27 protein-coding genes are annotated in these 25331 nt (G+C 42.2%); 11 read left to right on the top strand and 16 right to left on the bottom strand.

Annotated elements, in window-relative coordinates; translation table 11 throughout:
- Positions 1-22: 22 nt before the first annotated feature.
- Positions 23-124, bottom strand: coding sequence for a sporulation protein YjcZ (locus EIZ39_RS04005; RefSeq protein ID WP_129197630.1), 102 nt, complete (start codon positions 122-124; stop codon positions 23-25).
- Positions 125-289: 165 nt separating this feature from the next.
- On the opposite strand from EIZ39_RS04005, the gene EIZ39_RS04000 reads away from it, so the two are divergent.
- Positions 290-1105, top strand: coding sequence for an aldo/keto reductase (locus tag EIZ39_RS04000; RefSeq protein WP_129197628.1), 816 nt, complete (start codon positions 290-292; stop codon positions 1103-1105).
- A gap of 71 nt (positions 1106-1176) precedes the next feature.
- A complete protein-coding gene (locus tag EIZ39_RS03995; protein ID WP_129197627.1) occupies positions 1177-1356 on the top strand; it encodes a small acid-soluble spore protein H in 180 nt (59 codons plus the stop codon).
- Between the two features lie 47 nt (positions 1357-1403).
- Here the strand turns inward: EIZ39_RS03995 and EIZ39_RS03990 are convergent, their stop codons facing one another.
- From EIZ39_RS03990 to EIZ39_RS03980, 3 genes are read right to left on the bottom strand one after another with little or no spacing between them, the layout of a single operon-like run.
- The gene (locus EIZ39_RS03990) at positions 1404-2333 is read right to left on the bottom strand and encodes a glycine betaine ABC transporter substrate-binding protein (RefSeq protein ID WP_129197625.1); all 930 of its coding nucleotides are present in this window, start codon (positions 2331-2333) and stop codon (positions 1404-1406) included.
- A 13-nt stretch (positions 2334-2346) separates the two neighbouring features.
- The gene (locus EIZ39_RS03985) at positions 2347-3186 is read right to left on the bottom strand and encodes an ABC transporter permease (protein ID WP_129197623.1); all 840 of its coding nucleotides are present in this window, start codon (positions 3184-3186) and stop codon (positions 2347-2349) included.
- Positions 3167-4414: a quaternary amine ABC transporter ATP-binding protein gene (locus EIZ39_RS03980; protein WP_129197621.1), complete on the bottom strand. Its 1248-nt coding sequence runs from the start codon at positions 4412-4414 to the stop codon at positions 3167-3169. Before EIZ39_RS03980 ends, EIZ39_RS03985 begins: the two co-directional genes overlap by 20 nt.
- A gap of 241 nt (positions 4415-4655) precedes the next feature.
- On the opposite strand from EIZ39_RS03980, the gene EIZ39_RS03975 reads away from it, so the two are divergent.
- Positions 4656-5213: a GbsR/MarR family transcriptional regulator gene (locus EIZ39_RS03975; protein ID WP_129197618.1), complete on the top strand. Its 558-nt coding sequence runs from the start codon at positions 4656-4658 to the stop codon at positions 5211-5213.
- A gap of 20 nt (positions 5214-5233) precedes the next feature.
- On the opposite strand, the gene ptsP is transcribed toward EIZ39_RS03975, so the two are convergent.
- Genes ptsP through ptsG form a run of 3 tightly spaced genes read right to left on the bottom strand, consistent with a single transcriptional unit; the run spans position 5234 to position 9332 of the window.
- Entirely contained in the window at positions 5234-6952 is a 1719-nt protein-coding gene (gene ptsP, locus EIZ39_RS03970; RefSeq protein WP_129197616.1) for a phosphoenolpyruvate--protein phosphotransferase, read from the bottom strand.
- Positions 6952-7218 carry a phosphocarrier protein HPr gene (locus EIZ39_RS03965; RefSeq protein WP_129197614.1) on the bottom strand — a complete coding sequence of 89 codons (267 nt, stop codon included), beginning with the start codon at positions 7216-7218 and terminating at the stop codon, positions 6952-6954. Before EIZ39_RS03965 ends, ptsP begins: the two co-directional genes overlap by 1 nt.
- A gap of 5 nt (positions 7219-7223) precedes the next feature.
- Positions 7224-9332: a glucose-specific PTS transporter subunit IIBC gene (gene ptsG, locus EIZ39_RS03960; protein ID WP_129197612.1), complete on the bottom strand. Its 2109-nt coding sequence runs from the start codon at positions 9330-9332 to the stop codon at positions 7224-7226.
- 210 nt (positions 9333-9542) lie between these two features.
- Here ptsG and EIZ39_RS26390 point away from each other — a divergent pair, with 210 nt between their 5' ends.
- The 4 genes from EIZ39_RS26390 to EIZ39_RS03940 all read left to right on the top strand — a co-directional run bounded on the left by EIZ39_RS26390 (position 9543) and on the right by EIZ39_RS03940 (position 13458).
- A complete protein-coding gene (locus EIZ39_RS26390) occupies positions 9543-9686 on the top strand; it encodes a hypothetical protein (protein ID WP_164984883.1) in 144 nt (47 codons plus the stop codon).
- A gap of 140 nt (positions 9687-9826) precedes the next feature.
- Positions 9827-10519 carry a response regulator transcription factor gene (locus tag EIZ39_RS03955; RefSeq protein ID WP_129197610.1) on the top strand — a complete coding sequence of 231 codons (693 nt, stop codon included), beginning with the start codon at positions 9827-9829 and terminating at the stop codon, positions 10517-10519.
- The gene (locus tag EIZ39_RS03945) at positions 10497-12686 is read left to right on the top strand and encodes a HAMP domain-containing sensor histidine kinase (RefSeq protein WP_129197608.1); all 2190 of its coding nucleotides are present in this window, start codon (positions 10497-10499) and stop codon (positions 12684-12686) included. The genes EIZ39_RS03955 and EIZ39_RS03945 overlap by 23 nt, the downstream gene beginning before the upstream one ends.
- Positions 12687-12705: 19 nt before the next feature.
- Positions 12706-13458 (top strand): SDR family oxidoreductase, encoded by a 753-nt coding sequence (locus EIZ39_RS03940; protein WP_129197606.1) that lies wholly within the window; start codon positions 12706-12708, stop codon positions 13456-13458.
- Between the two features lie 23 nt (positions 13459-13481).
- On the opposite strand, the gene EIZ39_RS03935 is transcribed toward EIZ39_RS03940, so the two are convergent.
- From EIZ39_RS03935 to EIZ39_RS03915, 5 genes are read right to left on the bottom strand one after another with little or no spacing between them, the layout of a single operon-like run.
- Positions 13482-14216: a ThuA domain-containing protein gene (locus EIZ39_RS03935; protein WP_129197605.1), complete on the bottom strand. Its 735-nt coding sequence runs from the start codon at positions 14214-14216 to the stop codon at positions 13482-13484.
- Positions 14217-14226: 10 nt separating this feature from the next.
- The gene (locus EIZ39_RS03930; protein ID WP_129197603.1) at positions 14227-15312 is read right to left on the bottom strand and encodes a Gfo/Idh/MocA family protein; all 1086 of its coding nucleotides are present in this window, start codon (positions 15310-15312) and stop codon (positions 14227-14229) included.
- Positions 15313-15338: 26 nt separating this feature from the next.
- On the bottom strand, positions 15339-16307 hold the full coding sequence (locus EIZ39_RS03925; RefSeq protein WP_129197601.1) for a sugar phosphate isomerase/epimerase family protein: 969 nt from the start codon (positions 16305-16307) through the stop codon (positions 15339-15341).
- Positions 16308-16330: 23 nt separating this feature from the next.
- Entirely contained in the window at positions 16331-17392 is a 1062-nt protein-coding gene (locus tag EIZ39_RS03920) for a Gfo/Idh/MocA family protein (protein WP_129197599.1), read from the bottom strand.
- 22 nt (positions 17393-17414) lie between these two features.
- The gene (locus EIZ39_RS03915; protein ID WP_129197597.1) at positions 17415-19094 is read right to left on the bottom strand and encodes a glycoside hydrolase family 13 protein; all 1680 of its coding nucleotides are present in this window, start codon (positions 19092-19094) and stop codon (positions 17415-17417) included.
- A 643-nt stretch (positions 19095-19737) separates the two neighbouring features.
- On the opposite strand from EIZ39_RS03915, the gene EIZ39_RS03905 reads away from it, so the two are divergent.
- From EIZ39_RS03905 to EIZ39_RS03895, 3 genes are all read left to right on the top strand, one after another.
- Positions 19738-19857 (top strand): GapA-binding peptide SR1P, encoded by a 120-nt coding sequence (locus EIZ39_RS03905; RefSeq protein WP_129197595.1) that lies wholly within the window; start codon positions 19738-19740, stop codon positions 19855-19857.
- A 90-nt stretch (positions 19858-19947) separates the two neighbouring features.
- On the top strand, positions 19948-20553 hold the full coding sequence (locus tag EIZ39_RS03900; RefSeq protein ID WP_129197593.1) for a hypothetical protein: 606 nt from the start codon (positions 19948-19950) through the stop codon (positions 20551-20553).
- A 118-nt stretch (positions 20554-20671) separates the two neighbouring features.
- Complete coding sequence (locus EIZ39_RS03895) at positions 20672-21577, top strand: EamA family transporter (RefSeq protein WP_129197591.1); 906 nt, start codon at positions 20672-20674, stop codon at positions 21575-21577.
- A 247-nt stretch (positions 21578-21824) separates the two neighbouring features.
- Here EIZ39_RS03895 and EIZ39_RS03890 read toward each other — a convergent pair whose 3' ends face one another.
- Genes EIZ39_RS03890 through EIZ39_RS03880 form a run of 3 tightly spaced genes read right to left on the bottom strand, consistent with a single transcriptional unit; the run spans position 21825 to position 22912 of the window.
- Complete coding sequence (locus EIZ39_RS03890) at positions 21825-22169, bottom strand: DUF2512 family protein (RefSeq protein WP_129197589.1); 345 nt, start codon at positions 22167-22169, stop codon at positions 21825-21827.
- Positions 22170-22180: 11 nt separating this feature from the next.
- On the bottom strand, positions 22181-22615 hold the full coding sequence (locus EIZ39_RS03885; protein WP_129197587.1) for a Dps family protein: 435 nt from the start codon (positions 22613-22615) through the stop codon (positions 22181-22183).
- Between the two features lie 42 nt (positions 22616-22657).
- Positions 22658-22912, bottom strand: coding sequence for a hypothetical protein (locus EIZ39_RS03880; protein WP_129197585.1), 255 nt, complete (start codon positions 22910-22912; stop codon positions 22658-22660).
- Positions 22913-23015: 103 nt separating this feature from the next.
- Here EIZ39_RS03880 and EIZ39_RS03875 point away from each other — a divergent pair, with 103 nt between their 5' ends.
- Positions 23016-23681, top strand: coding sequence for a spore coat protein (locus EIZ39_RS03875; RefSeq protein WP_129197583.1), 666 nt, complete (start codon positions 23016-23018; stop codon positions 23679-23681).
- 49 nt (positions 23682-23730) lie between these two features.
- Here the strand turns inward: EIZ39_RS03875 and EIZ39_RS03870 are convergent, their stop codons facing one another.
- Positions 23731-25212, bottom strand: coding sequence for an alanine/glycine:cation symporter family protein (locus tag EIZ39_RS03870; protein WP_164984882.1), 1482 nt, complete (start codon positions 25210-25212; stop codon positions 23731-23733).
- Positions 25213-25331: the final 119 nt, after the last annotated feature.

Raw genomic sequence — 25331 nt, 5'->3', positions numbered from 1 at the left:
GCAGTTCCCTTCCGTTTCTACATTAGTAGAAAACACCTGGTTGAAGAATGATCACAAGCAAGATGTAGAGAACCAAAATGAAGGCAAGGCCGCCTCCCCATCCACCAGCAACAGGAACTCCCATGTATTCTCCTCCTTTCTGTCTATCATCTGATGTATCTTATGCCATATACCCGGATAATGGTTGTACGTTTGCCTAATAGCATACCGTTTTCTTTCTAATCTCTGGTAATTGTTGTATAATCCACTTGGACAAGAAATGCATGAAAGAATGAGGAGGAAGAAAAAGATGCAAAGTTCTAGCGTACTAAGCAATGGAGTAGAAATGCCTCTTCTTGGTTTGGGTGTATGGAGAGTGCAAGAAGGGCAAGAGGTTGTATCTTCTGTAAAGCATGCCATACAAGTTGGGTACCGGAGTATTGATACGGCAGCAGTTTATGCTAACGAGGAAGGTGTGGGCAAGGCGATACAGGAGGCAGGAGTCCCTCGCAAGGATCTTTTCATTACAACAAAAGTCTGGAATGCAAATCAAGGCTATGATTCCACTCTCCAAGCTTTTGAAGAAAGCAAAAAGAAATTAGGACTTAATTATTTAGATCTTTATCTTATCCACTGGCCAGTAAAAGGGAAGTATAAAGAAACATGGAAGGCCATAGAGAAACTTTATAAGGACGGTGAAGTTCGCGCTATTGGAGTGAGTAACTTCCATATTCACCACCTACAGGATCTCATCTCTGAAGCTGAACATGTACCTATGGTGAATCAAGTCGAGTATCATCCCTTACTCTCACAAAAAGAACTCCTCACCTTCTGTAAAGAAAATAAGATCCAGTTAGAGGCCTGGAGTCCGCTCATGCAAGGAAATCTTAACCTTCCTCTGCTAGCTGAACTTAGTGAGAAGTATAAGAAGACCCCAGCCCAAATTATTCTTCGCTGGGACTTGCAACACGGCGTGGTAACCATACCGAAATCGATCACCCCTCACCGAATCGAAGAGAATGCGAATGTCTTTGATTTTGAACTATCTGCAGAGGATATGGAGCGTATAGACGGCCTAAATCAGAATAAGCGCTTTGGTCCTGATCCGGATAATTTTGCTTTTTAGATAGCACAACGAATACTTACCTCCCTCCAAGTAAACAGTATTACAGAAAATACATAACTAGGAGGTCTATTATGAACGCCCAGCGTGCACAAGAGATTGCAGATTCACCTGTAATGGTCAATGTAACCTACAATGGAATGCCCATCTATATTCAACACGTTGACGAAGGCGATGAGACAGCTAGAATCTATCCTCTTGATCAGCCTGAAAACGAACAAGAGGTATCTTTAAACAGCTTAACCGAGCACTAAACACAAAGAATGGGTACCTCACATGAGATACCCCTTCTTCCTCTACCTTATTTTAAGTCCTCGATCGAATTGATCTCCATATAGGAAGGTACAACTAATCCAATCTTCGTTCCTTTCAGGTTAGCTCCAAGGTCTTCAAACTGACCATCGAATTGTTGATAATAGTCTGCATGAGTCGTAGGCAACCAAGCTGCCACGATGGCATCTGCATCCCCACCGGCAACCCCTGCCCACATTGGACCTGCTTCCACTTGACTTAATTCCACTTTATAACCTACCTGTTCGAGTACGGCTGCTACCACATGAGTACTTGCAATTTCAGAATCCCATGCTACATAAGCTAAGGTAATCTGGTCTCCTTGTACCGGTTCAACTCCTTCTACCCATTCATTCACTTTGCTCTCGTTCTTTGCGATCCATGCTTCAGCTGCTTCTACAGGCTCTTTTCCATCAATGGTGCTAACCATCACTTCAGCCATATCATCAGGGGACCAATGGAATTTATCTAGAACAGCATGGGCACTTGGATGATCATCCTTCAATCCTAGACGGGCAATCGTATGAATGTCTTCATCCGCTCCGAATATCCCTTTTGGATCCTCCAGATACTTTAGATCGTATTTCGCAAACTTCCAATGCGGAGTCCAACCTGTTACAATGATGGGTTCTTGATTTTCATAGGCTTTAGTCAGGGCCGCTGTCATCGCTGCACCTGACCCTTCGACTAGTTCCCAATCCGCTAAACCGTAATCTTCTATCGCTTGCGCTGTTGCCTTCATAAGTCCGGCACCAGGATCTATTCCAATTAATTGAAAGTTAACTTGATCCCCAATGTTAGCTTCTGCGCTTGGGGCATCCTGTTGTGGAGTTTCTGTGTTTGATTGTGGCTGAGTGGTCTCTGAGGAACATCCAGCAAGAAGCATTCCTGCACCTAGCATCGCAGTAAGTATTGATGATTTCAATTTTCCTTTTAACATAAAAAATCTCCCCTTATATTTTTTTTGTCTTACCAATAGATTGTGTGAGGCGGTCTAACATAATGGCTAAAATAACAATGGCCAATCCTGCTTCAAATCCTGCCCCTATTTTAATTTGAGTTACCGCACGATAGACGTCCGCTCCTAATCCCTTGGCTCCGATCATCGAAGCAATAACAACCATAGATAAAGCCAACATAATACTCTGATTCACTCCTGCCATGATCGTTGCTTTAGCTAAGGGAAGCTGAACCTTAAACAGCTTTTGCGTTGGGGTAGATCCAAACGCATCAGCAGCTTCCACTAACTCGGTTGGAACTTGACGGATCCCAAGGTTAGTTAGCCTTATGGTGGGCGGCATGGCAAATATGACAGATGCAATAACTCCCGGTACCTTACCTAAACCGAAGAAGAATATAGCAGGGATTAAATAGACAAACGCAGGCATCGTTTGCATAAAGTCTAGGATAGGCGTAACCACATTCCTTACAGAATCCTTGCGTGCGCTCAATATCCCTAAAGGCACACCAATGACTACGGAAATAAAAGCCGAAGTAAGCACGAGAGCTAAAGTCTGCATGGTATTCGTCCAATATCCTAAATTATCAATGAGGACAAGGCCAATCAAGGTGAATAACCCAACGCCTTTTCCGCTTAACTTAAATGCAAGAAAAGAAAATACAAGAATAAAAGCAAATGCTGGTAGCGATGTAAACACCCAGGCAAATAAATCTACCATACTGCCTATACTTAGACTTATGGCTTTGAATAGTCCTCCTAGGTTACTATCCAAAAACTTAACTAGCCCCTCAATCCATTGGTCCAATGGCAGTTTAGGAAACTTGATTTCCATTTATCTTTGCCTCCTTTCCCGGTAGAGTGGAAAGAATGGTATCGCGTTGATCATTCACCTTTCCAGCTAATCCTCCTAGAACAGAACCTCTTACCAATATCCCTAATAAGCGGTTCTCTTCATTCGCTACGGCAACTGGAACCTGAGAAAAGGCAACAATGTCAAACAGATCATGCAAAAGAGTATCCGGACGAACCAAAGGAACATTCCTTTCCATGATCTCTTCGAGTGTCTTCCCTTGGGATTCAGAGCTTGAAACTAAGTCAGCCGTAACCACCCCAAGCAACGTTTTCTTTTTATCAACGACAAATAGACTTGAGATCCCACGCTCTCTCATGAGCTGCAAAGCCACTCGAGGTCCTTTATCCGCCGTAATGGTCTCCGCTCGTTTCATCACATGCCCTGCCGTTAATACCTTAGATAAATCTACATCCTCGACAAACCGCTCTACATATTCATTAGCCGGATTCGTCATAATCTCCTCAGCCGACCCTATCTGTACAATAGAGCCATCCTTCATGAGAGCAATTCGATCTCCAATTTTTAAAGCTTCATCTAAATCGTGAGTAATAAAGATAATCGTCTTCTGCATTTTGGACTGTAGTTCTAATAGCTCATCTTGCATGTCTTTGCGAATTAAGGGATCTAAGGCACTAAAAGCTTCATCCATTAAAAGCACGTCCGGATCATTAGCCAGTGCTCTGGCAAGACCCACCCTCTGTTGCATTCCTCCGCTCAGTTGGTCTGGCAGATGGTTCTCCCAACCCGAGAGCCCAACCAACTCAAGGGATTCTTTCGCTTTTTTACCTCGAATCTCTTTCTCCACGCCTTGAACTTCAAGTCCATATTCCACATTTTCAAGAATGGTACGGTGAGGAAATAAAGCGAACCGTTGAAACACCATGCTGAGCTTCTTCCTTCGTACTTCCCTTAATTCCTCTGGGCTCATCTTGACGATGTCTTTGCCGTCAATGAGCACTCTCCCCGCTGTTGGCTCAATCAGACGATTCAGCAATCGAACAAGCGTCGATTTTCCACTTCCTGAGAGGCCCATAATAACAAAGATTTCACCCTTTTCTACTTCGAAGCTGGCTTGGTTCACTCCGACCGTTTGACCGATTTTATCTAAGATCTCTTTTTTGGACCAGCCCTTATTCAAGGCTTCTATTGCTTTACTTGGGTGACGTCCGAAAACCTTGGATAATTGCTCCACCTTAATAATTGACATCGCTGCACCTCACCTTACTTCCCAACAATTACTATAACAATTTTAACCAATAGACAATAAATGAACAAACCGTATATTCCACTAATTTAGTTTATAATTTATGTACAGAAAATACTGTACGTAGTTCTTGTGGCGTATACTCAAAAATACTCGAAAATCCTGTCAAATGCGTTTCTTTACTTTTCCTTTAATTAAAAGTAATATGTAAGCATTATGATGACCAGGAGGTCCCTTTCTTCACATGAGTGAACATAGCAAGTACGAACAAATCGTGAAAAAGGCTGAAGACCGCATCGTCGAAACTTTAGCACAAAATATGGAGTTATACGGGATTACCCACTCCGTGGGTCACCTTTACGGTACATTGATTTTCCAAGATAAGCCTATGAACTTAGATGAAATGGGAGACGCCTTAGGGATGAGCAAGACAAGCATGAGTACTGGAGTACGTACTTTGCTTGACCTGAAGATGGTGAATAAAGTTTGGATGAAGGGTACAAGAAAAGATCACTATGAAGTTGAGCATGATTGGTACCAGACCTTCATCGATTATTTTTCACTGAAGTGGCGCAAGGCAACAGACGCCAATCAGATGTCTTTGCGGAAGTCTTCCCAAGAACTCACCAATCTTCTGAAACAAGAGGACCTTCCACCAGATCTGCGAGAGAAAGCGGAGAGAGACATTGAACGAATTGTTCATTACCTCGCTTATTATGAATGGTTAGAACGATTAATTGATTCATTCGAATCCCATGAGATCTTCACTTTCATCCCGAAAAACAAACAAGAAGCCGACTAATGTCAGGCTTCTTGTTTTGTTTATTTTAAAAATGTAGTTTTAATAAATGAAGCAACATCATCCGAGGTCCTCATGGAAAGTATCTTCTCTCTCAAGCTCTCCACTTCCTGTTTCGACAGCTTCCTTAGTTGATTTCTAGCAGGCAAAATGGAGGTCGCACTCATACTAAACTCATCTAATCCGAGTCCAAGCAGAATAGGGATCGCGATGGGATCCCCAGCCATCTCACCACACATTCCTACCCATTTGCCGTTGCGATGGGCAGCTTGGATGACATGATCGATTAAGCGTAGGATTGCCGGATGATAGGGCTGATACAAGTAAGATACTCTTTCATTCATTCGATCAGCCGCCATCGTATATTGGATCAAGTCATTCGTCCCGATGCTAAAGAAATCCACTAACTCTGCAAATTGATCTGCAATAAGAGCCACAGACGGAATCTCAACCATAATTCCAATTTCAATGTCGTCTGCTACTTGAATCCCATTTTGACGAAGAGAATCTTTTTCTGCTAATAGCATTTCTTTTGCCGCAAGAAACTCCTCAATGGTCGCCACCATAGGGAACATGATCTTCAGGTTGCCATAAACACTTGCACGTAACAAAGCTCTTAGTTGGACTCGGAATAGCTCCTTCTCCTCTAAACAAAGCCGAATAGCACGGAAGCCTAGAAACGGATTCATTTCCTTAGGTAAATTAAGGTAAGGGAGCTCTTTATCTCCCCCTATATCCAACGTTCGAACAACAACCGGCTTTCCTTCCATCTTCTCTAAGACCGTTTTATAGGACTCAAACTGCTCTTCTTCTGTAGGCAATTGGCTACGACCCATATACAAAAATTCCGTACGATAGAGTCCGATTCCCTCTCCGCCATTCTCCAGCACCCCCAACACATCGTCTGGGGTTCCAATATTAGCAGCAAGCTCAACTTGGTGATTGTCTATGGTCACTGTAGATTCATGAACAAGCTTTGCCCATTCTGCTTTCTGAGCTTCATACGATAGTTGGGTTTCCTGATACTTTCCATGAAGTTCTTCTGTTGGGTTTACAATGACTAGACCATTTATTCCGTCTACAATCACCTGCTTGCCCTGTTCAATCAAAGATGTGGCCGTTTTTGTGCCAACTACAGCCGGAATCTCCATGGAACGTGCCATAATAGCCGAATGAGAGGTTCTACCCCCAATATTGGTCACAAACCCTTTTACGAAATTACGATTCAATTGAGCTGTATCCGAAGGGGTTAGATCTTCTGCAATAATAATAACTTCTTCTGATATCAAGCTTAAATTAGGAATGGTAACATTCAGCAGCTTAGCCAACACTCGATTCGTTACGTCTCGAATATCAGCTGCCCGCTCCCTCATATAATCGTTGTCCATCTGCTCGAACATCGTAATGAACATCTGCGAAACCTCATGCAGCGCATATTCCGCATTAACCCCTTCATTTTCGATCTTCTCCTGTATGGGATCCAAGAGCTCGGGGTCGCTCAAGACGAGAAGATGAGCGGCGAATATCGCCGCTTTATCCTCCCCAAGTTTCACTCTTGCGTGTTCTTTAATCTCTTCAAGTTCTACTTTGGCCTGTTCCACCGCTTGTCCTAAACGTTGCTTCTCCGTTTGCGGATCTTTAACCGTATTTCTGGTTACAGAGAGATCGGGAGTCTTCAACAGATAAGCTTTCCCCATGGCAATTCCAGCAGATGCAGCAATCCCTTGAATCTGTGAAGTCATTATTGGCCTAGTCCTTCTTGCTTCATTATTTCAGTAATCGCGCTAAGAGCCTCTTGTTCATCCGAACCCTCAGCCGTAACCTTCACTTCAGCTCCTTGTCCAACTCCTAGAGACATTATGGCCATTATGGACTTCAGGTTGATTACTCTTCCACTATACTCTAATTTTATATCTGAACTAAACTTTGTTGCTGTCTGAACTAAGGCTGTTGCTGGACGAGCATGAAGTCCTGAGTCGCTTGTAATGTGGAAGATTTTTTCTACCATATTGATCAACCCCTTCTCTTAATTGAAATAATTTTTTCTTCGCCTTTTGTTACTTTCCCTTGTTTTTCAATTTCTACATACTCGCCTTGCTTAAGATTCGTAAAAACGATAGGTGTAATAATGGAGGGAACCTTTCTCTTGACCGAGTCCAGATCGACCTTCAGAAGAGGTTGCCCTCGTTCGACCTTATCCCCTTGAGATACCAAAGATTCAAATCCTTCGCCTTTTAATTTGACGGTGTCAATTCCAAAATGAATAAGAACCTCTCTTCCGTCTTCTGACTCCAGACCAATTGCGTGTTTTGTTGGGAAAACATTCAACACCACTCCCTCAATCGGTGATACCACGGTCCCTTCAGTCGGCAGAATTGCAAATCCGTCCCCCATCATTTTCTGTGAAAAGACTTGGTCCGGCACTTCCTCCATCGACAGGATTTCTCCTTCAAGAGGAGATACAATCGTTAATTCTCGATGGACTTGATGCCCTTGATGAACATTTTCCTTTTCCTCTAACTCCTTATCCGCTAACGCATCAGGCATGACTTCCTCAACCTGCTCACGAATTTCTTGGGAAGCAGATGATTCAGCAGGTTGTGGTGTTTTTCCTTCCATAATATCTTTCATTTGTGTCTTCAAATTATCGGATCTTGGACCAAAAATAGCTTGAATATTGTTTCCTACTTCTAATACCCCTGCAGCTCCCAGCTGCTTAAGCCGTTCCTTGTCCACTTGTTTACTGTCGTTAACCGATACACGCAAGCGTGTAATACATGCGTCCAAGTGAGAAATGTTATGCTGGCCACCCATAGCTTGCAAGATATTGTAGGCAAGGGCTCCCCCAGCTTCATTTCCCCTTACTTGTCTCTCTTCAACCACTTCTTCACGTCCTGGGGTTTTTAAATTGAATGCCTTAATAGCAAACCTGAACCCAAAATAATAAATCACGGAAAACACAAGCCCAACCGGAATGACCAACCACCAAGCCGTACGATTAGGGAGCACTCCAAATAGCAGGTAGTCAATGACTCCGCCGGAGAATGTCATTCCAATTTTCACGTTTAAGATGTGCATGAGCATAAAGGACAAGCCTGCAAAAATCGTATGAATCGCGAACAGTAATGGCGCCACAAATAGGAAAGAAAATTCGATAGGCTCAGTTATACCTGTCAAGAATGAGGTTAGAGCTGCAGACCCCATAATACCAGCTACCATCGTTTTTTGTTCAGGACGCGCAGAATGATAAATAGCTAGCGCAGCGGCTGGAAGACCGAACATCATAAATGGGTACTTCCCGGTCATAAAGGTTCCAGCTGTCAATTCCACCCCATCCCTAAGCTGCTCGAAAAATATCTTTTGATCTCCTCTTGCAATCTCGCCCGTTTGAGTAACATATTCGCCAAACTCAAACCAAAATGGAGAATAAAAAATATGGTGCAGACCAAATGGAATTAGTGCTCTTTCAATGACTCCAAAAATAAAAGCCGAGGCTGTTAGGTTAGCACCTACCATATTATGTGAAAAAGCGTTTAATCCTTGTTGAATGGGGGGCCAAGCAAAAACCATGACAATACCTAAAAGTATGGCTGTTGCAGAGGTAATAATAGGCACAAATCGTTTTCCTGCAAAGAATCCTAAATAAGAAGGAAGCTCAATATTAAAGTAACGGTTAAACATATAAGCTGCTAATATCCCTACGATAACTCCACCGAATACACCAGTTTGAAGTGTAGGAATCCCTAGGACATTCGCGTAAGCAGGGTTCGTACCAATTACCTCAGGTGTCACGCCCAATATGACACTCATCGTTACATTCATGACCAGATACGCAAGGATGGCAGCCAAACCGGCAACACCATCCCCACCGGCCAAACCAACGGCAACACCTACAGCAAATAATAAGGGTAAATTACCAAAGACAATACCCCCTGCCTGCTCCATGACATTCGCGACCATCTGGATTCCACCCGCTTCAAGTCCAGGGAATCGAGAGGTTAAAGCCGGGTTATGTAAAGCGTTACCAAGTGCGAGCAATATCCCCGCGGCGGGAAGAATAGCCACCGGAAGCATTAGAGCTTTTCCTACTTTTTGCAAGGTTCCAAAGGCCTGTTTAAACATATCTTTCTCTCCTTCAAAGTACTTTCTTCATGTTTGTAGTATGTACAACAGGAAAAGATATGAGTCTTTAACTAACAGGTTATCCCAGAGTATTTTGCGGTAGCGATTTCATCATTACTTGCCCAAATCCCACCCAAGTAGGCATCCGAACAAGCGAAGAATGGATGTGCTCATAGTATATATTAACTATTGAAAAGGAGGAGATTCTTGATGGGTGTACCATTTGCAGGATACGGAGCAGGTGTAGGAGCAGGAGGATGTGCTCCAGTAGCGGGACTAGGAACGGGGATCGGGTTTATCTTGGTTCTTTATATCCTACTTGTCATCATTGCACGTCCAGGGTTTATATACTAAGGCAGCAAAAAAGACCACTTCACGTGGTCTTTTTGCTTTTGTAAGAAATTCTTAAGAAATTTATCAAGTTGTTTGTAAAAAATGACTTGTAAAATATACCTGAAGCTGAGTTAAGATGTTGTAGGAAAGGTGTGAAGAAAATGTTTAAGTACCATGTTCTTGTTGTCGATGATGAAACCGAAATACGTGACGCAATAGAAATCTATCTAACTAGTGAAGATATTCAAATCTTTAAAGCCAAAAATGGAAGAGAGGCCTTATCCATCTTGGATACGACAGAAATTCATCTGGTTATACTCGATATCATGATGCCTAAGATGGATGGAATTTCTGCTACATTTAAGATACGAGAAAGCCGAAACATCCCTATTATCATGCTATCTGCCAAATCTGAGGATACCGATAAAATTCTCGGGCTCAACATTGGCGCTGATGATTATATGACTAAGCCCTTTAACCCCCTTGAATTAATCGCGAGAACGAAATCTCAGCTCCGCCGATACACCAACCTTGGAAACTATAGACCCAATGAAGATGAGATCGATGTGCGAGGGCTCACCCTGAACAAAAAAACAAAAATGGTTAGTGTAGATGGAGTCGAAGTTCGTCTCACAGCAACGGAGTACAAAATCCTTGAGTTGCTAATTGAAAATAAAGGCAGGGTCTTCTCCATTCATGAAATTTACGAACGGGTTTGGAAAGAACCAGGATATCATGCAGAAAATACAGTGGCCGTTCATGTTCGACGAATTCGCGAGAAGATTGAGATCAATCCAAAGGAACCAAAATACTTAAAGGTGGTGTGGGGCATTGGCTACAAAATTGATAAATAAGTACGCAACGATGATTGGCATCACAGCTAGCCTTTATCTTATTGCTTTGTCCCTACTAAGCCTCGTAGATATCATGAATAAACGGGAATACATACAAAACCCTGATCATTATTTCCATAGCTCAGCCTTTCATAACGAACTGACTACCTATTTTAACCTACTAGAATCCTATTACACGGATAATAAGCACTATGTTCAGTGGTCGGTCCTCGAAAAGGTCGGAGAGACGAGCTATAAGCAAATACAAAAAAAATATGAGGATATATACCAGGCCAAAACAAATGAAATAAACGAAGCCTATAAAGCTGAACTAGAAGCCAATCCCCAATTGCCTGATGAACAAAGAATGAAGCTTGAAGAGAAAAGAGACTTAGAACTGGCTCAAGCTCAACATGCTCGACACTTTGATTTTGAAGAAACTATTGCTAAAATCGTCAAAGCACGAGACCAACAATTTCAGACCCTAAAAGATAGTTTAGAAAAAAGAAATAACAGCTTTAAATATTACATACGTGATACGCAAACGACCGCCGTCTATACGAATATAGATAACCGTTCAATAGAGGATTATATAAAGACCGATGCGTTATACAGCCTTCATTTTCCTAAATCGTCCTTTACGACGGAGTGGCACTTACGAAACATTAACCAAACTTTTGAGGATAATCAGTGGGAAGGGTATATCATCGTTCCTAAATTAAGTGAATCATCTACTGCCATCCATCAAGGCTATACGTATTATGAGTCGATAAGAGAAAGAGTTGCGAAAGAAGGTATTCTTCTTGTCTTTAGTTTATCAACTGCAATGGGTATTCTTGTTGTACTTGCTAATAAACAGAAGTTGAATCATCCCTGGGTCAGCCTGTGTCACAATTACTATAGAAGATTGCCTATAGATATGAGAACTCTTGTTTTTATCATGATAAGCCTGATTATTATCGGTATGGCCAATATAATATCCTTTTTCCAGTTTCCTTTTACCTTCACACAAATCTTCTTTTGGACGTTCATCTCTCTTTTAAGTGGCTTTTTGCTTCTGTATTTGGTAGATACGTTTACCCTGCTGAAGAATCGGACGGAGCTAAAGCAAGAATGGGATAAAAGTTTCTATAAACAGAGCCATGGACTTCTAAAGGAAAGCATGCAAAACAAACAAGTGTTCTACTCCATTCTTTTTATTATTCTGTCTTCCATTGGATTGGGCATATTTGTAATGGTGGGTATTCCTGCTCTCCGATATGGAGCTGGAGTTTTGATTTTTAGTTCTTTTGTATATATATTCGTGTATTGCTTCATTGTAATTCCGTTTGTGTTAAAACGCATAGGACTCTTAAATCGAATACTAAAGGGAAGTCAAGAAATCGCTGCTGGGAATATTCAATTTAGAATTGAGGAAACCGGCAAAGGACAACTTTCTGCATTAGCTAGCCACATCAACACCATGAGAAGCGGGTTTGAGAGCGCCTTGGAGAAGCAGCTAAAAAGTGAAAGAATGAAAACCGAGCTTATAACGAATGTCTCTCATGACTTAAAGACCCCATTAACGTCTATTATTAATTATGTGGACTTGTTAAAGACAGAAGATTTAAGCCTTGAGAAAAAGAAACAATACCTTGATGTGTTGGAAAGAAAAACGCAAAGGCTTAAGACCCTAATTGATGATCTATTTGAAGCCTCTAAAGTGGCGAGTGGAGCTGTCGATCTCGAAATTCAACAAGTAGATGTTGGAGCTCTGCTTAATCAAGCCCTTGCGGAGTATCATGATCAGATTGAACAGTCTACGCTAACATTCCGTATCAAGCTAGGTCCTGTTCCGGTCTATGTTCCCTTAGATGGGAATAAGACATGGAGGGCCTTCGAAAATTTAATTAGTAATGCACTAAAATATTCACAAACTCATACGAGGGTCTATATTTCTGTAGACGAACAAGAAGAGCATGTTGTCATCAGCATGAAGAATACCTCTGCTTACGAGATTGACTTTGACGTAGAAGAGCTGTTTGAGCGATTTAAACGAGGAGATCAATCCCGTAATACCGAAGGGTCTGGCCTTGGACTTGCTATTGCTAAAAATATAGTAGAACTTCACGGAGGTAATCTTTCAATAGAGATTGATGGAGATCTTTTTAAAGTATTCGTTACTCTTCCCAAAACCCTCGTCCAATGAGATGAATGGAGGAATCATTATGGATATATTTAAAGGACAGATAGCTGTAATTACAGGAGTTAGTCATGATAGAGGGATTGGTTACGCCATTTGCAAGAAACTCGCGAGTGAAGGGGCGGATATTTATTTCACCCACTGGGCTTCGTCATCTGAATGGCCGAATCAATTGCAGCATGAGATTCATACGTATGGTGTGCGGTGTCAACATGCAGAGATAGACTTATCTCAATCGGAAGCGTCAACCGCACTCCTAGATCAGGTTAGCGGATTAGGACCGGCAACCATTCTCATTAACAATGCAGCCCACTCTACCCAAGATGGATATTCTAAGCTAGATGCCAAGACACTAGACGATCACTATGCCGTCAATGTCCGTGCAACATGTCTGCTTAGTGTAGAATTCGCCCGACGCTTTAGAGATGCGAAACTCAAGCAAGGCCGCATTATTAATATGACGTCTGGACAAGCGCAAGGACCCATGACAGGGGAATTAGCTTATGTTGCCTCAAAAGGAGCCATCTCAGCCTTTACGCTTTCTTTATCTGCTGAGCTTGCTCCGTTAGGAATTACAGTCAATGCAGTAAATCCAGGACCAACGAACACCGGATGGATGAATAAAGCGATAAAAGAACAGCTTCTTCCAAAATTCTTAAGCGGGCGCCTAGGACTTCCTTCAGACGCTGCTAATCTTGTAGCCTTCTTGGCGAGCGATGAGGCAGCATGGATTACGGGACAAGTGATCAACTCTGAAGGCGGTTTTTTTCGCAGCTAGTAAAAAGCCAAGAGCTGGTAAGACTAGCTCTTGGCTTTAATATTTTCTATAGGCGGATGATTACCGTATACAGGTTTAGGTCCGTTCGTTGGAGATGCCCATCGAACCCCATTCACTATGATTTTCTGGATGTCACTCTGATGATAAGTAGGATACGTTTCATGGCCAGGACGGAAATAGAAGATCTTCCCTTGCCCTCGAGTAAACGTGCATCCACTTCGAAACACTTCTCCTCCTTCAAACCAGCTAACGAGAATCAATTCCTCAGGTTCTGGTATGTCAAAGAATTCCCCGTACATTTCTTCTCTTTCTAGTTCGATATACTGCCCGAGTCCTTCCACAATAGGATGACTTGGATTGACTACCCATAGTCGCTCCTTTTCGTCGGCCTCCCGCCATTTTAGATCACAGCCTGTGCCCATAAGTCTCTTAAAAATTTTGGAGAAATGTCCGGAATGAAGGACGATTAACCCCATACCTCCGAGCACGCGCTGGTGTACACGTTCCACGATCTCCTCACTCACCTGATCGTGAGCAATATGTCCCCACCAAATTAATACATCTGTTTGATCCAAGACCTCTTGACTGAGTCCATGTTCCGGTTGCTCGAGAGTAGCTGTACGTACATCCATTCCTGACTCTCGCAAAGGAGCAGCAAGGGCCTCATGAATACCGTTTGGATATACCTTACGTACCTCTTCGTTCAGCTGTTCATGGCGGTTTTCATTCCACACCGTTACTTGTATCTTTCTAGACATAAGGTTCCTCCTATTTATTGAAATAAACCGCTTCACCTGTCTCAGCAGACTTGTAAATCGCTTCGAGAATTTCTGTTACGACTAAAGCCTCTTCAGGCTTCACGACAGGTTCCGTATCATGGATCACCGATTCAATCCAGAGCCTTGCTTCTAGATCAGCTGCACTTTCCTTCTCTCCCTCATAGAAATCAACACCCTTTGCATCTAAGTCGATTCGTTGGGTATATAATTTGCTCAAGTTCTCCCCATTGATATGTAAGCCATCCCACATGTCTGCTCCGCCATCGGTACCACAAAGCGTACACTTGGCTTCACCGGTTTGAAGAGTATTTAATGCCCAGCTTGATTCCAAGGCAATCGTAGCCCCATTTTCCATACGAATAAAGCCAAAAGCAGAATCCTCTACCTTAAACTTCTCTGGGTCCCAAGATCCCCAAGCATTTGCTGCATTTTCCTTTTTCCCCAGCTTATGAAAGGTGCTTCCGAGAACAACTTGTGGCTTATAATTATTCATCATCCATAAGGTGAGATCTAAAGCATGGGTTCCAATATCAATTAGCGGGCCCCCTCCTTGCTTTTCCTCATCTAAGAATACACCCCAAGTAGGAACGGCTCTACGTCGAATGGCATGGGCCTTGGCATAATAAATTTCACCTAAGTCTCCACGTGCACATACTTTGTGTAAGTATTGACTATCACTCCGAAAACGATTTTGATAGCCTACTGTCAGTTTTTTTCCTGATCTTTTTGCGGCATCAACCATCCTGCGTGCTTCTTCAGTCGTCTTCGCCATCGGCTTTTCACACATCACATGCTTCCCTGATTCAAGCGAGGCAACAGTGATATCAGCATGAGAATCATTCGGTGTGCAAACATGCACTACATCAATCGTAGGGTCCTGTAAGAGCTGTCGATAATCTTTAAACACATGAGCTTCTGTTGTACCAAACTGTTTAGCAGCTTCCTCTGCCTTTTCCTCATTCACATCACAGAATGCGACCATTTCAACAACTTCAAGCTTCGCTAAACTAGGCATATGTTTACCAAAAGCAATGCCACCGCAACCAATAATTCCAATGCGTACCTTCTTTGTCATATCCCTCTTTCCTTCCCGCATATATTTTAAGCCCACCAAATCTGTTCGATTCGTTGGCGAATTAATATGCTCTTTAAAAAGGTAACTGCTTTCTCAAATCCCTCTTCAATCGACATCAGGCTATCCTCGTGTTCAATAGAAATCGCTCCATCGTACCCTATCAATTGCAGAGCACTAATAATCCGTCTCCACTCTTCTTCTCCGTGACCGTACCCTACTGTACGGAAAATCCATGAACGAGTCAGCTCATCACGATACGATTTGGTATCTAAAACCCCGTTGATAGCAACATTACGTGTATCAAAGGCTGTATCTTTAGCATGAAAGTGATAGATGGCTTTCGCTTTTCCAAGTTCCTTAATACACTCTACCGGGTCCATCTGTTGCCAGTACAGGTGACTTGGATCAAAATTGACACCGATATTATCTCCTGCCTCCTCGCGTAAGCGAAGTGCTGTTTCGGTATTATAGACAACAAAGCCCGGATGAGGTTCAATAGCCACGCGCACCCCATGTTCCCTCATAAATTGGGACATCTCCTTCCAATAAGGAATGACTTTTTCCTTCCACTGCCATTCTAATACTTCAACATGTTCTGGTGGCCAAGCGCAAGTGACCCAAACCGGATTCTTTGATGAATCCGATTCTCCTGGACAGCCGGAAAAGCCAATAACCGTCTCCACTCCTAATTTTTCTGCTAGTAAAACAGCATGAAGAAAGTCTTGATGGAAGGCATCAGCAACTTCAGCATCAGGGTGGAGAGGATTGCCATGGCAAGAGATGGCACTAATCTCAAGCCCTCTAGAAACGACAGCTTGCTTAAAAGTATTTAATAACTGTTCGTCACCAATAAGAGTGGCTGCATCTGCGTGCTTTTTCCCTGGATATCCACCTACTCCTATTTCAACTGTTTCTAACCCTTGTGACTGGATGTAGTCTAGGGCTTCTTCGAGGTTCTTGTCTCCAAATAATACTGTAAATATCCCTAATTTCACTTCCGACTCCCCCTTCACTCTCGCTAGATTTGAATTTCCTTCTTTAATTCACTGGATTGATATATGGCATCTAGAATCTTATTAATAAACATCCCTTGCTCAGGCGTAGACTGAGGTTCCTCTCCTGTACGCACACAATGAAGGAAATGTTTCCACATGGCCAACCTAGCCTGATGATCATCGAATGAAATGTGTGGATGAATATTTTGAAGAATCCCTGATTGCTCGGAATACAGAACGGTTCCTAAATCATTGTTAACAGACGCTCCTGATTTTGTTCCTATCAGATTGAGGAACACATTTTCCTTTTCAATGTTAGCTGCCCAGCTAACATCAAGGGTTAAGGTAGCACCTAGATCCAGCCGGATAAAAGCCGTCGCAAAATCCTCCACATCGAATGTCCCTTTGGGATTTGCAACATTCCACACTCTATTCCCGGCATGTTTAAGATCACCAAACTTCTGATAGGTAGAGCCAACAACCGAAACCGGTTTAGGATTCCCCATTAAGTAAAGTGCCAAATCAAGCATATGTACTCCGATATCAATCAGAGGGCCTCCCCCAGATTGAGACATGGTGGTAAACCAACCACCCCACCCCGGAATCCCTGCCCTTCTCATCCAGCCACATTTCGCATGATAGATCTCACCAAATTCGCCCCGTTCTACTAGTCCTTTAAGATGTTGTATATCTTTGCGGAAGCGATTGTTAAGGGCAAGCATCAAGTGCTTTCCGGTCTTGCGCTTCACTTCCAACATCTTCTCTGCTTCACTCGCATTGATAGCCATAGGCTTTTCACATAATACGTGTTTGCCAGCTTGCATGGAATCGTTAGCTACGGGTGAATGAAGAAAATTCGGTACTGTAATGAGGACCGCATCCATTTCTTCTATGGTTAAAAGGTCCTGATAATTGGAGAAAGCTTGTTCAATTCCAAACTCTCGAGCTAGTTGTTGAGCAGCTTCTATAGCTACATCTGCCACTGCCACGACCTGGACCTCATCCTTTAGTTGAGTTAATGCGCGGTAATGAGCTGTGCGCGCAATCCCTCCCGCCCCTATCATCCCAAGTTTTACAGGTTGCATTTATGTATTCCTCCAGTCTCGTCTACACAAGACGATAAACCCTCGACTCATATGGCTTCATGATAAGATTCCCATAGTCAATTGATGATGTTTGCTCGTAATTCGCTATCATGAGCTCAAGCGTCTTGGTAGAAATGAATTCCGTCATATCTACATGGATTTCTTTGTTGGAGAAGTTTAATAGTACCATCCACTGCTCTTCACCAAGAGTCCTTGTGTAGGCATAAAGTTGTTCATGATGCTCTAGTAGAATGTTGTAATTTCCGTAGATGAGAACCTCGTTCTGCTTCCGAAGTTGGATAAGCAACTTATAATAATTTAGTATAGAATTTGGATCTGCCTTTGCTTGCTCTACATTGATACTTAAGTAATTCGGATTGACTTGGATCCATGGATTCCCAGTGGTAAATCCAGCGGAGGGTTCATCGCTCCATTGCATTGGGGTTCTAGAGTTATCTCTTCCTTTTACCCAGATGGATTTCATGATCTCTCCTTGTTCCTTCCCGTCCTTAAGTCCTTCTCGATAATGATTAATAATTTCCACATCGCGGTAATCTTCAATGCCTTTAAACTGAACGTTGGTCATGCCAATCTCTTGACCTTGGTAAATATAAGGAGTAGCCTGGAGAAACATGAAGAACGTTGCTAACATCTTTGCCGATTCCTTATGGTACTGCCGGTGATCACCAAATCGAGAAACGGATCGAGGTTGATCGTGATTTTCTAGATAGGAGGTATTCCAGCCACGTCCTTCTAAGCCTTTTTGCCACTTGGTAATGACTTGCTTTAGATCACTTAAGCGCCAAGGAACAAGATCAAATTTACCTTCTGGACCATTATCCAGTTGCATATGCTCAAATTGAAAAACCATATCAAATTTTCCAATCTTCTCGTCAACATACTCCATCGCATCCTCAGGAGAGACGCCAGGAGTTTCTCCCACGGTCATCACATCATAACGGCCATAGGTTTCGTCTTTAAGTTCTCTTAGGAAATCCTGAATGCCGGGTTGGTTGAGATGTCCATCCCAAGAAGGAACATAGCGCTTTCCTTCTGGATTAGGCATGTTAGGAAAACCTGCTTTCTTCTTGATATGCGTAATGGCGTCTACCCGGAATCCGTCAATTCCTTTATCTAGCCACCAACGTATCATCTCATAGAGATGCTGTCTGACCTCTGGGTTCTCCCAATTTAAGTCAGGTTGTTTTACAGCAAATAAATGCATATAATATTCGCTAGTTGCTTCGTCCAGCTCCCAAGCTGAACCACTGAAGATGGACTCCCAGTTATTTGGCTCTTTCCCGTCCTTCCCAGGTCTCCAGATATACCAGTCTCTTTTTGGATTTTGCTTAGAGGAACGCGACTCAATAAACCATGGATGCTCATCAGAGGTATGATTCGGTACAAGATCCATAATAAGCTTCATTCCTCGGTTATGAACTTGCTCCAATAATTCCTCCCAATCCCTCATTGTTCCAAACTCATTCATGATGTCATAGTAATCGCTGATGTCGTAACCATTATCCGCATTTGGTGATTTATAAACCGGACAAATCCATATGACATCAACACCTAAGTCCAGTAGATAATCCAACTTTGAGATAATTCCTCGAAGATCACCGATTCCATCCCCATTCGAATCCATAAAGCTTCGAGGATAGATTTGATATACAACACTTTCTTTCCACCAGGTTTTATTCATCTCTTCCTATCCTTTCAAGTCATCTTTTTCAGAACTAGACTACGCGCTACAGGGTTAGGCGTAAAACTCAGGCTCGAACAGGATAAAACAAGTACAATCCCTAATATGATTGACTTTCCACGGGATTTTAACCATGCTATCGAATAGGCGGCAGCCTAGGCAATAAAGAATAGTTGCAAACAATCAACGTTTCCTATATAATTAATAACCGACTTCACTTTAATCTACATGAAACAAAACCCTATACCCTCGACAGAACCCACTCGGTTATTTTCCTGGCTATAACTCAAGGTGTTTTTCGAACGTTCCCCTGGATCGGTCATCGGAGCCGTAAGGATGGAAGAGAGGTAGGGCTTTCATGAATTGGAAATTTTGGTTTGGGTCTTGTTTACCAAACTCTTGCTGGTTATTCCAACAGGTCTGCAGGTGTCTCCTGCAGACCTGTTTTATTTTTTTAAGAGGAAATCCTTTATTTCCTCTACGACTGTCTCATGACTACATATGGATTCCGTCTAGGGACGAAAAATGACCAAGGAAGACAAAAAATGCAGTCTTCACACAAGTAAACAACCACTCTATAATATAAATATGACATACTAAATCGTGAATAAATGATACTAATTTAAAAGAGGAGTTGGAACGAATGACTATTCTAGTTTGCCAAGATTGCGATACAACTGTAGACTTCATGCATGATGAAAAGGTAAGCACTCTTTATGTAAAGTGTAATTGCTGCCAAGAGAACAGCCAAAAGCAAGCCTAAATTGAGGCTTGCTTTTTTCCTTTTTGAAACCTTTCTTCCGTTAGTACCGTCTTACATCATGAAACTGAATCTGACGGGAGGAAAAAACCAATGAAGAAATGTACAGCATTAGCAATGACACTTCTCCTATTCACCAGCTTAATTGCATGCCAGAGTGGACCTGATCCACGTGAAGTTGAAAAACCTGCCAAAAGTGAGCAAGTCCCTGATCAATCACAAGCATCAGAAGTAGAAATCGAAGTCATTCTTGAAGGTATGAGTGAGAAAGAGAAAGCGTACTTCACGGAAGGCACCATGAATTACTATATGTATGGCCTTGATAAATTTACATTGGTGTCAGAGGAGCCTGGAAAGGATATCTTACTCACAGATTATGATTCGGACTTCTTTGTTCGTATCGAAAAGCTTGACCGAGAAGCAAACATACCTGCTTTCAAGGAGCAATTACGCCAATCCCTTTCCTCAACATGGACAATACATGATCTCGATCCCAAAGAACTATTTGACCCATACTTCCACGATGCACAGCTTTATCTATTAGTGGAAACTCCTGCCCCACAACAGACCAACTTACTTTATGTCGTCAAGGATATTGATAAACAAAGATTTCTATTTACTTTCCATCTACCAAACAAAGAAACCGCAGAAGGGATTATCCCTAGGTTCTGGGCTATGTTAAAGACAATAAATCATTGAACTTCTCTCCGTCCCTTTGTACAATGAGCATAATGAATCTTATATGAATTGGAAGTGACTTCGCCTGAGCACAATAACATGGGAAAGCGGTACCTGGCTTCGGTTAAAAGGGATATCAATGGCATTCGGCGGGGCTGCACTTTGGGGAATTTCAGGAACGGTTGCCGAAGTTTTATTTATCCATATCGGTATTCCGATGGCTTGGCTGGTTACCATTCGACTCTTATTAGCAGGACTTCTCCTAGTCCTCTACACAATAGTTAATACAACTTGGCAACAAACAAGTGCTGTATGGAAGTCACGCGCGGATCGTATCCAGCTTATTTGGTTCGGGATTCTCGGAATGCTTGGGGTCCAATATACCTATTTTGCTGCAATTGAAGTTGGAAATGCAGCAACAGCTACCCTTCTTCAGTTTTTAGGACCTGTTTTTATCACACTCTATCTGGCTCTGAGGTATCTACGTTTACCTACGATAATGGAATATCTAGCTCTTGGTCTAGCTTTGCTAGGAACTTATCTGTTGGTTACTAATGGTTCAACGGAAGGGCTTTCTATTACACCATCTGCAGTAGGATGGGGGCTCGGAGCAGCGATAACGGCTGCCTTTTACACTCTTTACCCAGCACAATTATTAAAGCGATGGGGCTCGATGTCCGTGGTCGGCTGGGGTATGCTCATCGGCGGGATTGGTATGAGTTTCATAAATCCTCCATGGTTGATTGATATTACAGGTATTTCCTTAATGGCTTGGCTTGGTATCGCTTTTGTTATCCTTTTTGGAACGTTAATACCTTTTTATTTAGTACTTGAGAGCTTACGCTATCTCGCACCATCTGAAGTAGGAATGCTGAACAGTGCTGAGCCCCTTTCGGCTGTTATCTTTTCCGTTCTTTGGCTGCAACTATCCTTTGGCCTTTATGAGATGTTGGGAGCCCTCTGTATCATTGCTACCGTAATTGTTCTTTCACTTAATCAACGCAAAGTGAAACCTAAACAGGTGGAGTCAGCTGCTGCCAACTAAGTAAACTACTAATATCTACAAACTGTCCACATGGACAGTTTTTTGTTTTCCGGCTGGTTTGGGACATACTACTAGCAGAGAAAACAGGAGGTGTACACATCATGGGAAATGACATTCCAAGTACTTGGGAAATCGTCCTGCTTTGCTCTGTTCCTACAATTGCCTTTTTTGGTTGGGCAAGTCGGATCATATTAAATTTCTAACATGACAATTACGCTACCTCTTTTAAGGTAGCGTAATCTTTAGCTCACATAATCCGATTGGGGCTATCCTTCTTCTTTAAATATCGGTGAAGCATCCACTCCACACTTCCAAGCAAGATAGCAAGCGAAGCAATCTCTACAAAATTGAGAGTCCAGTTTGTAATCCAAGCTGCCATCCAAAAGAAAGCAACGGCAAATAATGCATCCATCAGCGTTGCCGTTGTATTCTTCGTTATACGTAAAAGCATCTGATCTCCAATAAGATAGGATAGGACGGAAAAAGCTAATGAAGTTACTATCGCGATCCCAAAGGATGCATCGGAAAACCAGAGTAAAAATGGGACAATAACAAAGCCGTTCAGAATTAACTTCCGAATTAAGCCATTCATTGAATATTACCTTACTTTCCCAGATACGAATTCAGCATCCAAACGTGCTTCTCTAAGCTCGAGAAGATTGCTAAGAACATATCTCCCGTTGTTTCATCACCAACAGATTCAGCAATCTCCATTCCATGCTTTAGCTCACCTAACATTTGAGTAAAATCGTTAACTACCGATTGAACCATTTCGTTGGCAGTCTCCGTACCCTTTGCCTCTTGAACTGAAGCCAACTCCAAACACCCAGTCATCGTAGCTACAGGTTTACCTCCGATGGCAAGTAAACGCTCGGCTAGCTCATCGATGTGCAATGCTCCTTCTGTATAAAACTCCTCAAATTTCGTATGGAGTGTAAAAAACTGCTCACCTGTTACATACCAATGGAAATTATGCAGTTTTATAAACATGACAGACCAGTTGGCAATTTGCTTGTTAATCATTTCAGTTAAGTTCATAAGATTAGCTCCCTCCTTTTTTCCTTTTGATATTCTGCCCATTTAAGCAAGTGGAAATTCTTCAATCATTTGATCAGGATTAACGTGGTGTCCCTTCTCGAATACAGCTAGCAGCATCATACCTTCTTCTTTTCGGATAACGCCATAACGAGTTGGGCTAAATTCCACTCGCATTTTTGTTTTAAGTTCCTCCAAGATATCCTTTGCTCGAACTTCTATTTGATCCATAGTAAAAGCGCCATCATTTTCGAGTATATTTACTATTTTTTCAATATCCGATGTCGTCTTCGCGTCCACATGCTCACCACCATATCAGGAGTTTTTCTCCTCCATAGTATAACCCCATCATTACGCGTCGATAATATTTGGGTAATTAAGAAACACATGAGGAGGATCTTTTATGACCGCACAATATGGCGCTCACGAAGTAATGGAAATGCATGAAGTCCTAACAGACGCTATTGACGGAATTAACCAATTTCAACTGTATCGTCCACATGCAACTGACCAGCAACTAGTACAAATGATTGATCGACATCTACAGTTTATGTTAAGTGAGTATAACCTAATGGTACAAACCCTAAATCAAAAAGGAATGAACCAGGCAGTCCCATACCGAGCTCCTAGAAATGTTTCTCCAACTTATGGGCTAGACAACCCAAGCACTCAAGCACCAAACATGTCCATTCAGAACATGGATGATCGTGATGTTGCAAGTGGAATGCTTGGATGCTATAAAGCCTCCGCTGTATTTAAAATGAACGCCGCATTGGAATGTGCAGATCCACAGTTACGCAGAACCTTGCAGCAAGGAGCTGTAAATTGTTCCGAGATGGCTTATGAAGTATGGCAATATATGAACGAAAAGGGATACTACCAAATCCCAACTATGAAAGAAATGACCACCAACACCATGATAAATACCTATACTCAGGGAGGTCCAATGAATCAAATGGGTCAAATGAACCCCATGATTCAAATGCCTGCCGGACAACATTCTGTCCACCAAGGAATGAATCCTAATGATCCTTACAATATGAGCACCATGAGAAATATGGTCTTGTAATCACGTAAAAAGAGTGTCCCCAATACTTCGAGACACTCTTTTCTATGATTTAAGAAGAAACAGATCGTCCGGAAGACTTGCTCACTGTTGCTTCATGTTGCTTATATTCCTTCTCCCAGAAGTCAGCATCCTTGATACCAAGCTTTACTGGGTCAAATACGGGATCTTTTCCTTCTTTCTTTTGATCCTCATAGTCTCTAAGAATCTTTAATGCAGGCTTAGTTAATAGTAAGATCGCAATAATGTTAAGCCAAGCCATACTTCCTACACCGATATCTCCCAATCCCCATGCAAGATCAGCTGTCTTAATACTTCCGTAGAATACTACAATAAGAAGAGCTACTTTTAGAAGATGTTCAGACCATACACGCTTTACTGTGCGATTAAGGTAGGCCAAGTTCGTTTCGGCCATATAATAGTATGCCATAATCGTTGTAAAAGCGAAGAATAAAAGAGCAATCGCTACAAATGGAGCCCCGAAACCTGGCAATACCGATTCAACGGCTTGTTGAGTGTACATTGGGCCTGGCTTTATATCTCCTAGATTATTCACGATCGGAGCAACACCGTCAGGATGTACATTGTACATTCCGGTAATAAGAATCATAAAAGCTGTGGCGGAACAAACGAACAACGTATCAATATAAACAGAAAATGCTTGAACTAGACCTTGTTTAGCTGGGTGAGAAACTTCAGCTGCTGCAGCAGCGTGCGGAGCTGTACCTTGACCTGCTTCGTTGGAATAGATTCCACGCTTTACTCCCCATGAGATGGCGGCACCAATAATCCCACCAAAAGCAGCATCTGTTCCAAAAGCACTTGTAAAGATTAATGAAATGATACCAGGTAATTGACCAATATTTACAACAACAATAATAAGAGCAACCAAAATATAACCTAATGCCATAAAAGGTACTACAACTTGTGCAACACTAGCAATACGTTTAACGCCTCCAAAGATAATGGCAGCAAGGAAACCAACTAATAGGACTCCGGTTAAAGAAGTATTAATTCCAAAGGCGTTCTCTAGTCCAGCTGCAATACTGTTCGCTTGCACGCCTGGCAGTAAAACACCAGTAGCAATAACCGTTACAAATGCGAATAAAACAGCATACCACTTGATCTTTAAACCTTTTTCAATGTAGTAAGCAGGCCCTCCTCGGAACTGACCCTCTTGCTTGGTTTTATAAACTTGACCTAGAGCTGCTTCAACGAAAGCAGATCCTGATCCTAGAAAAGCAATTAACCACATCCAAAAAACTGCACCAGGCCCCCCAAAAGCGATCGCTGTGGCTACACCTGCAATATTACCTGTACCGACTCTACCAGATAACGCAAGCGTGAGAGCTTGGAAAGAAGAAACCCCTGCCTCAGAGCTTTTTCCTTCAAACATTAATTTAATCATATCCTTAAAATGGCGAAGTTGCATAAAACGAGTCGCAATGGTGAAGAACAACCCCGTCCCAAGACATAGATAAATTAACGCTTGACTCCATATTAAGTCATTAATCATTCCTACAAGCGCTTCCAATATTTTACCTCCTCTTAACAATCACATTTTTAATACAATTATAAAATATTTATACACTTGAATAAACTATTTGTCCAGTATTTTTCCAAAAAGTTTTTAGATAGTTGGACATAATAAAA

It is taken from the genome of Ammoniphilus sp. CFH 90114 (assembly GCF_004123195.1).
In the GTDB taxonomy this organism is placed as follows: Bacteria; Bacillota; Bacilli; order Aneurinibacillales; family RAOX-1; genus YIM-78166.
The sequence above is the reverse complement of the archived record's forward strand: the minus strand, read 5'-3'. Positions and strand labels throughout refer to the sequence as shown.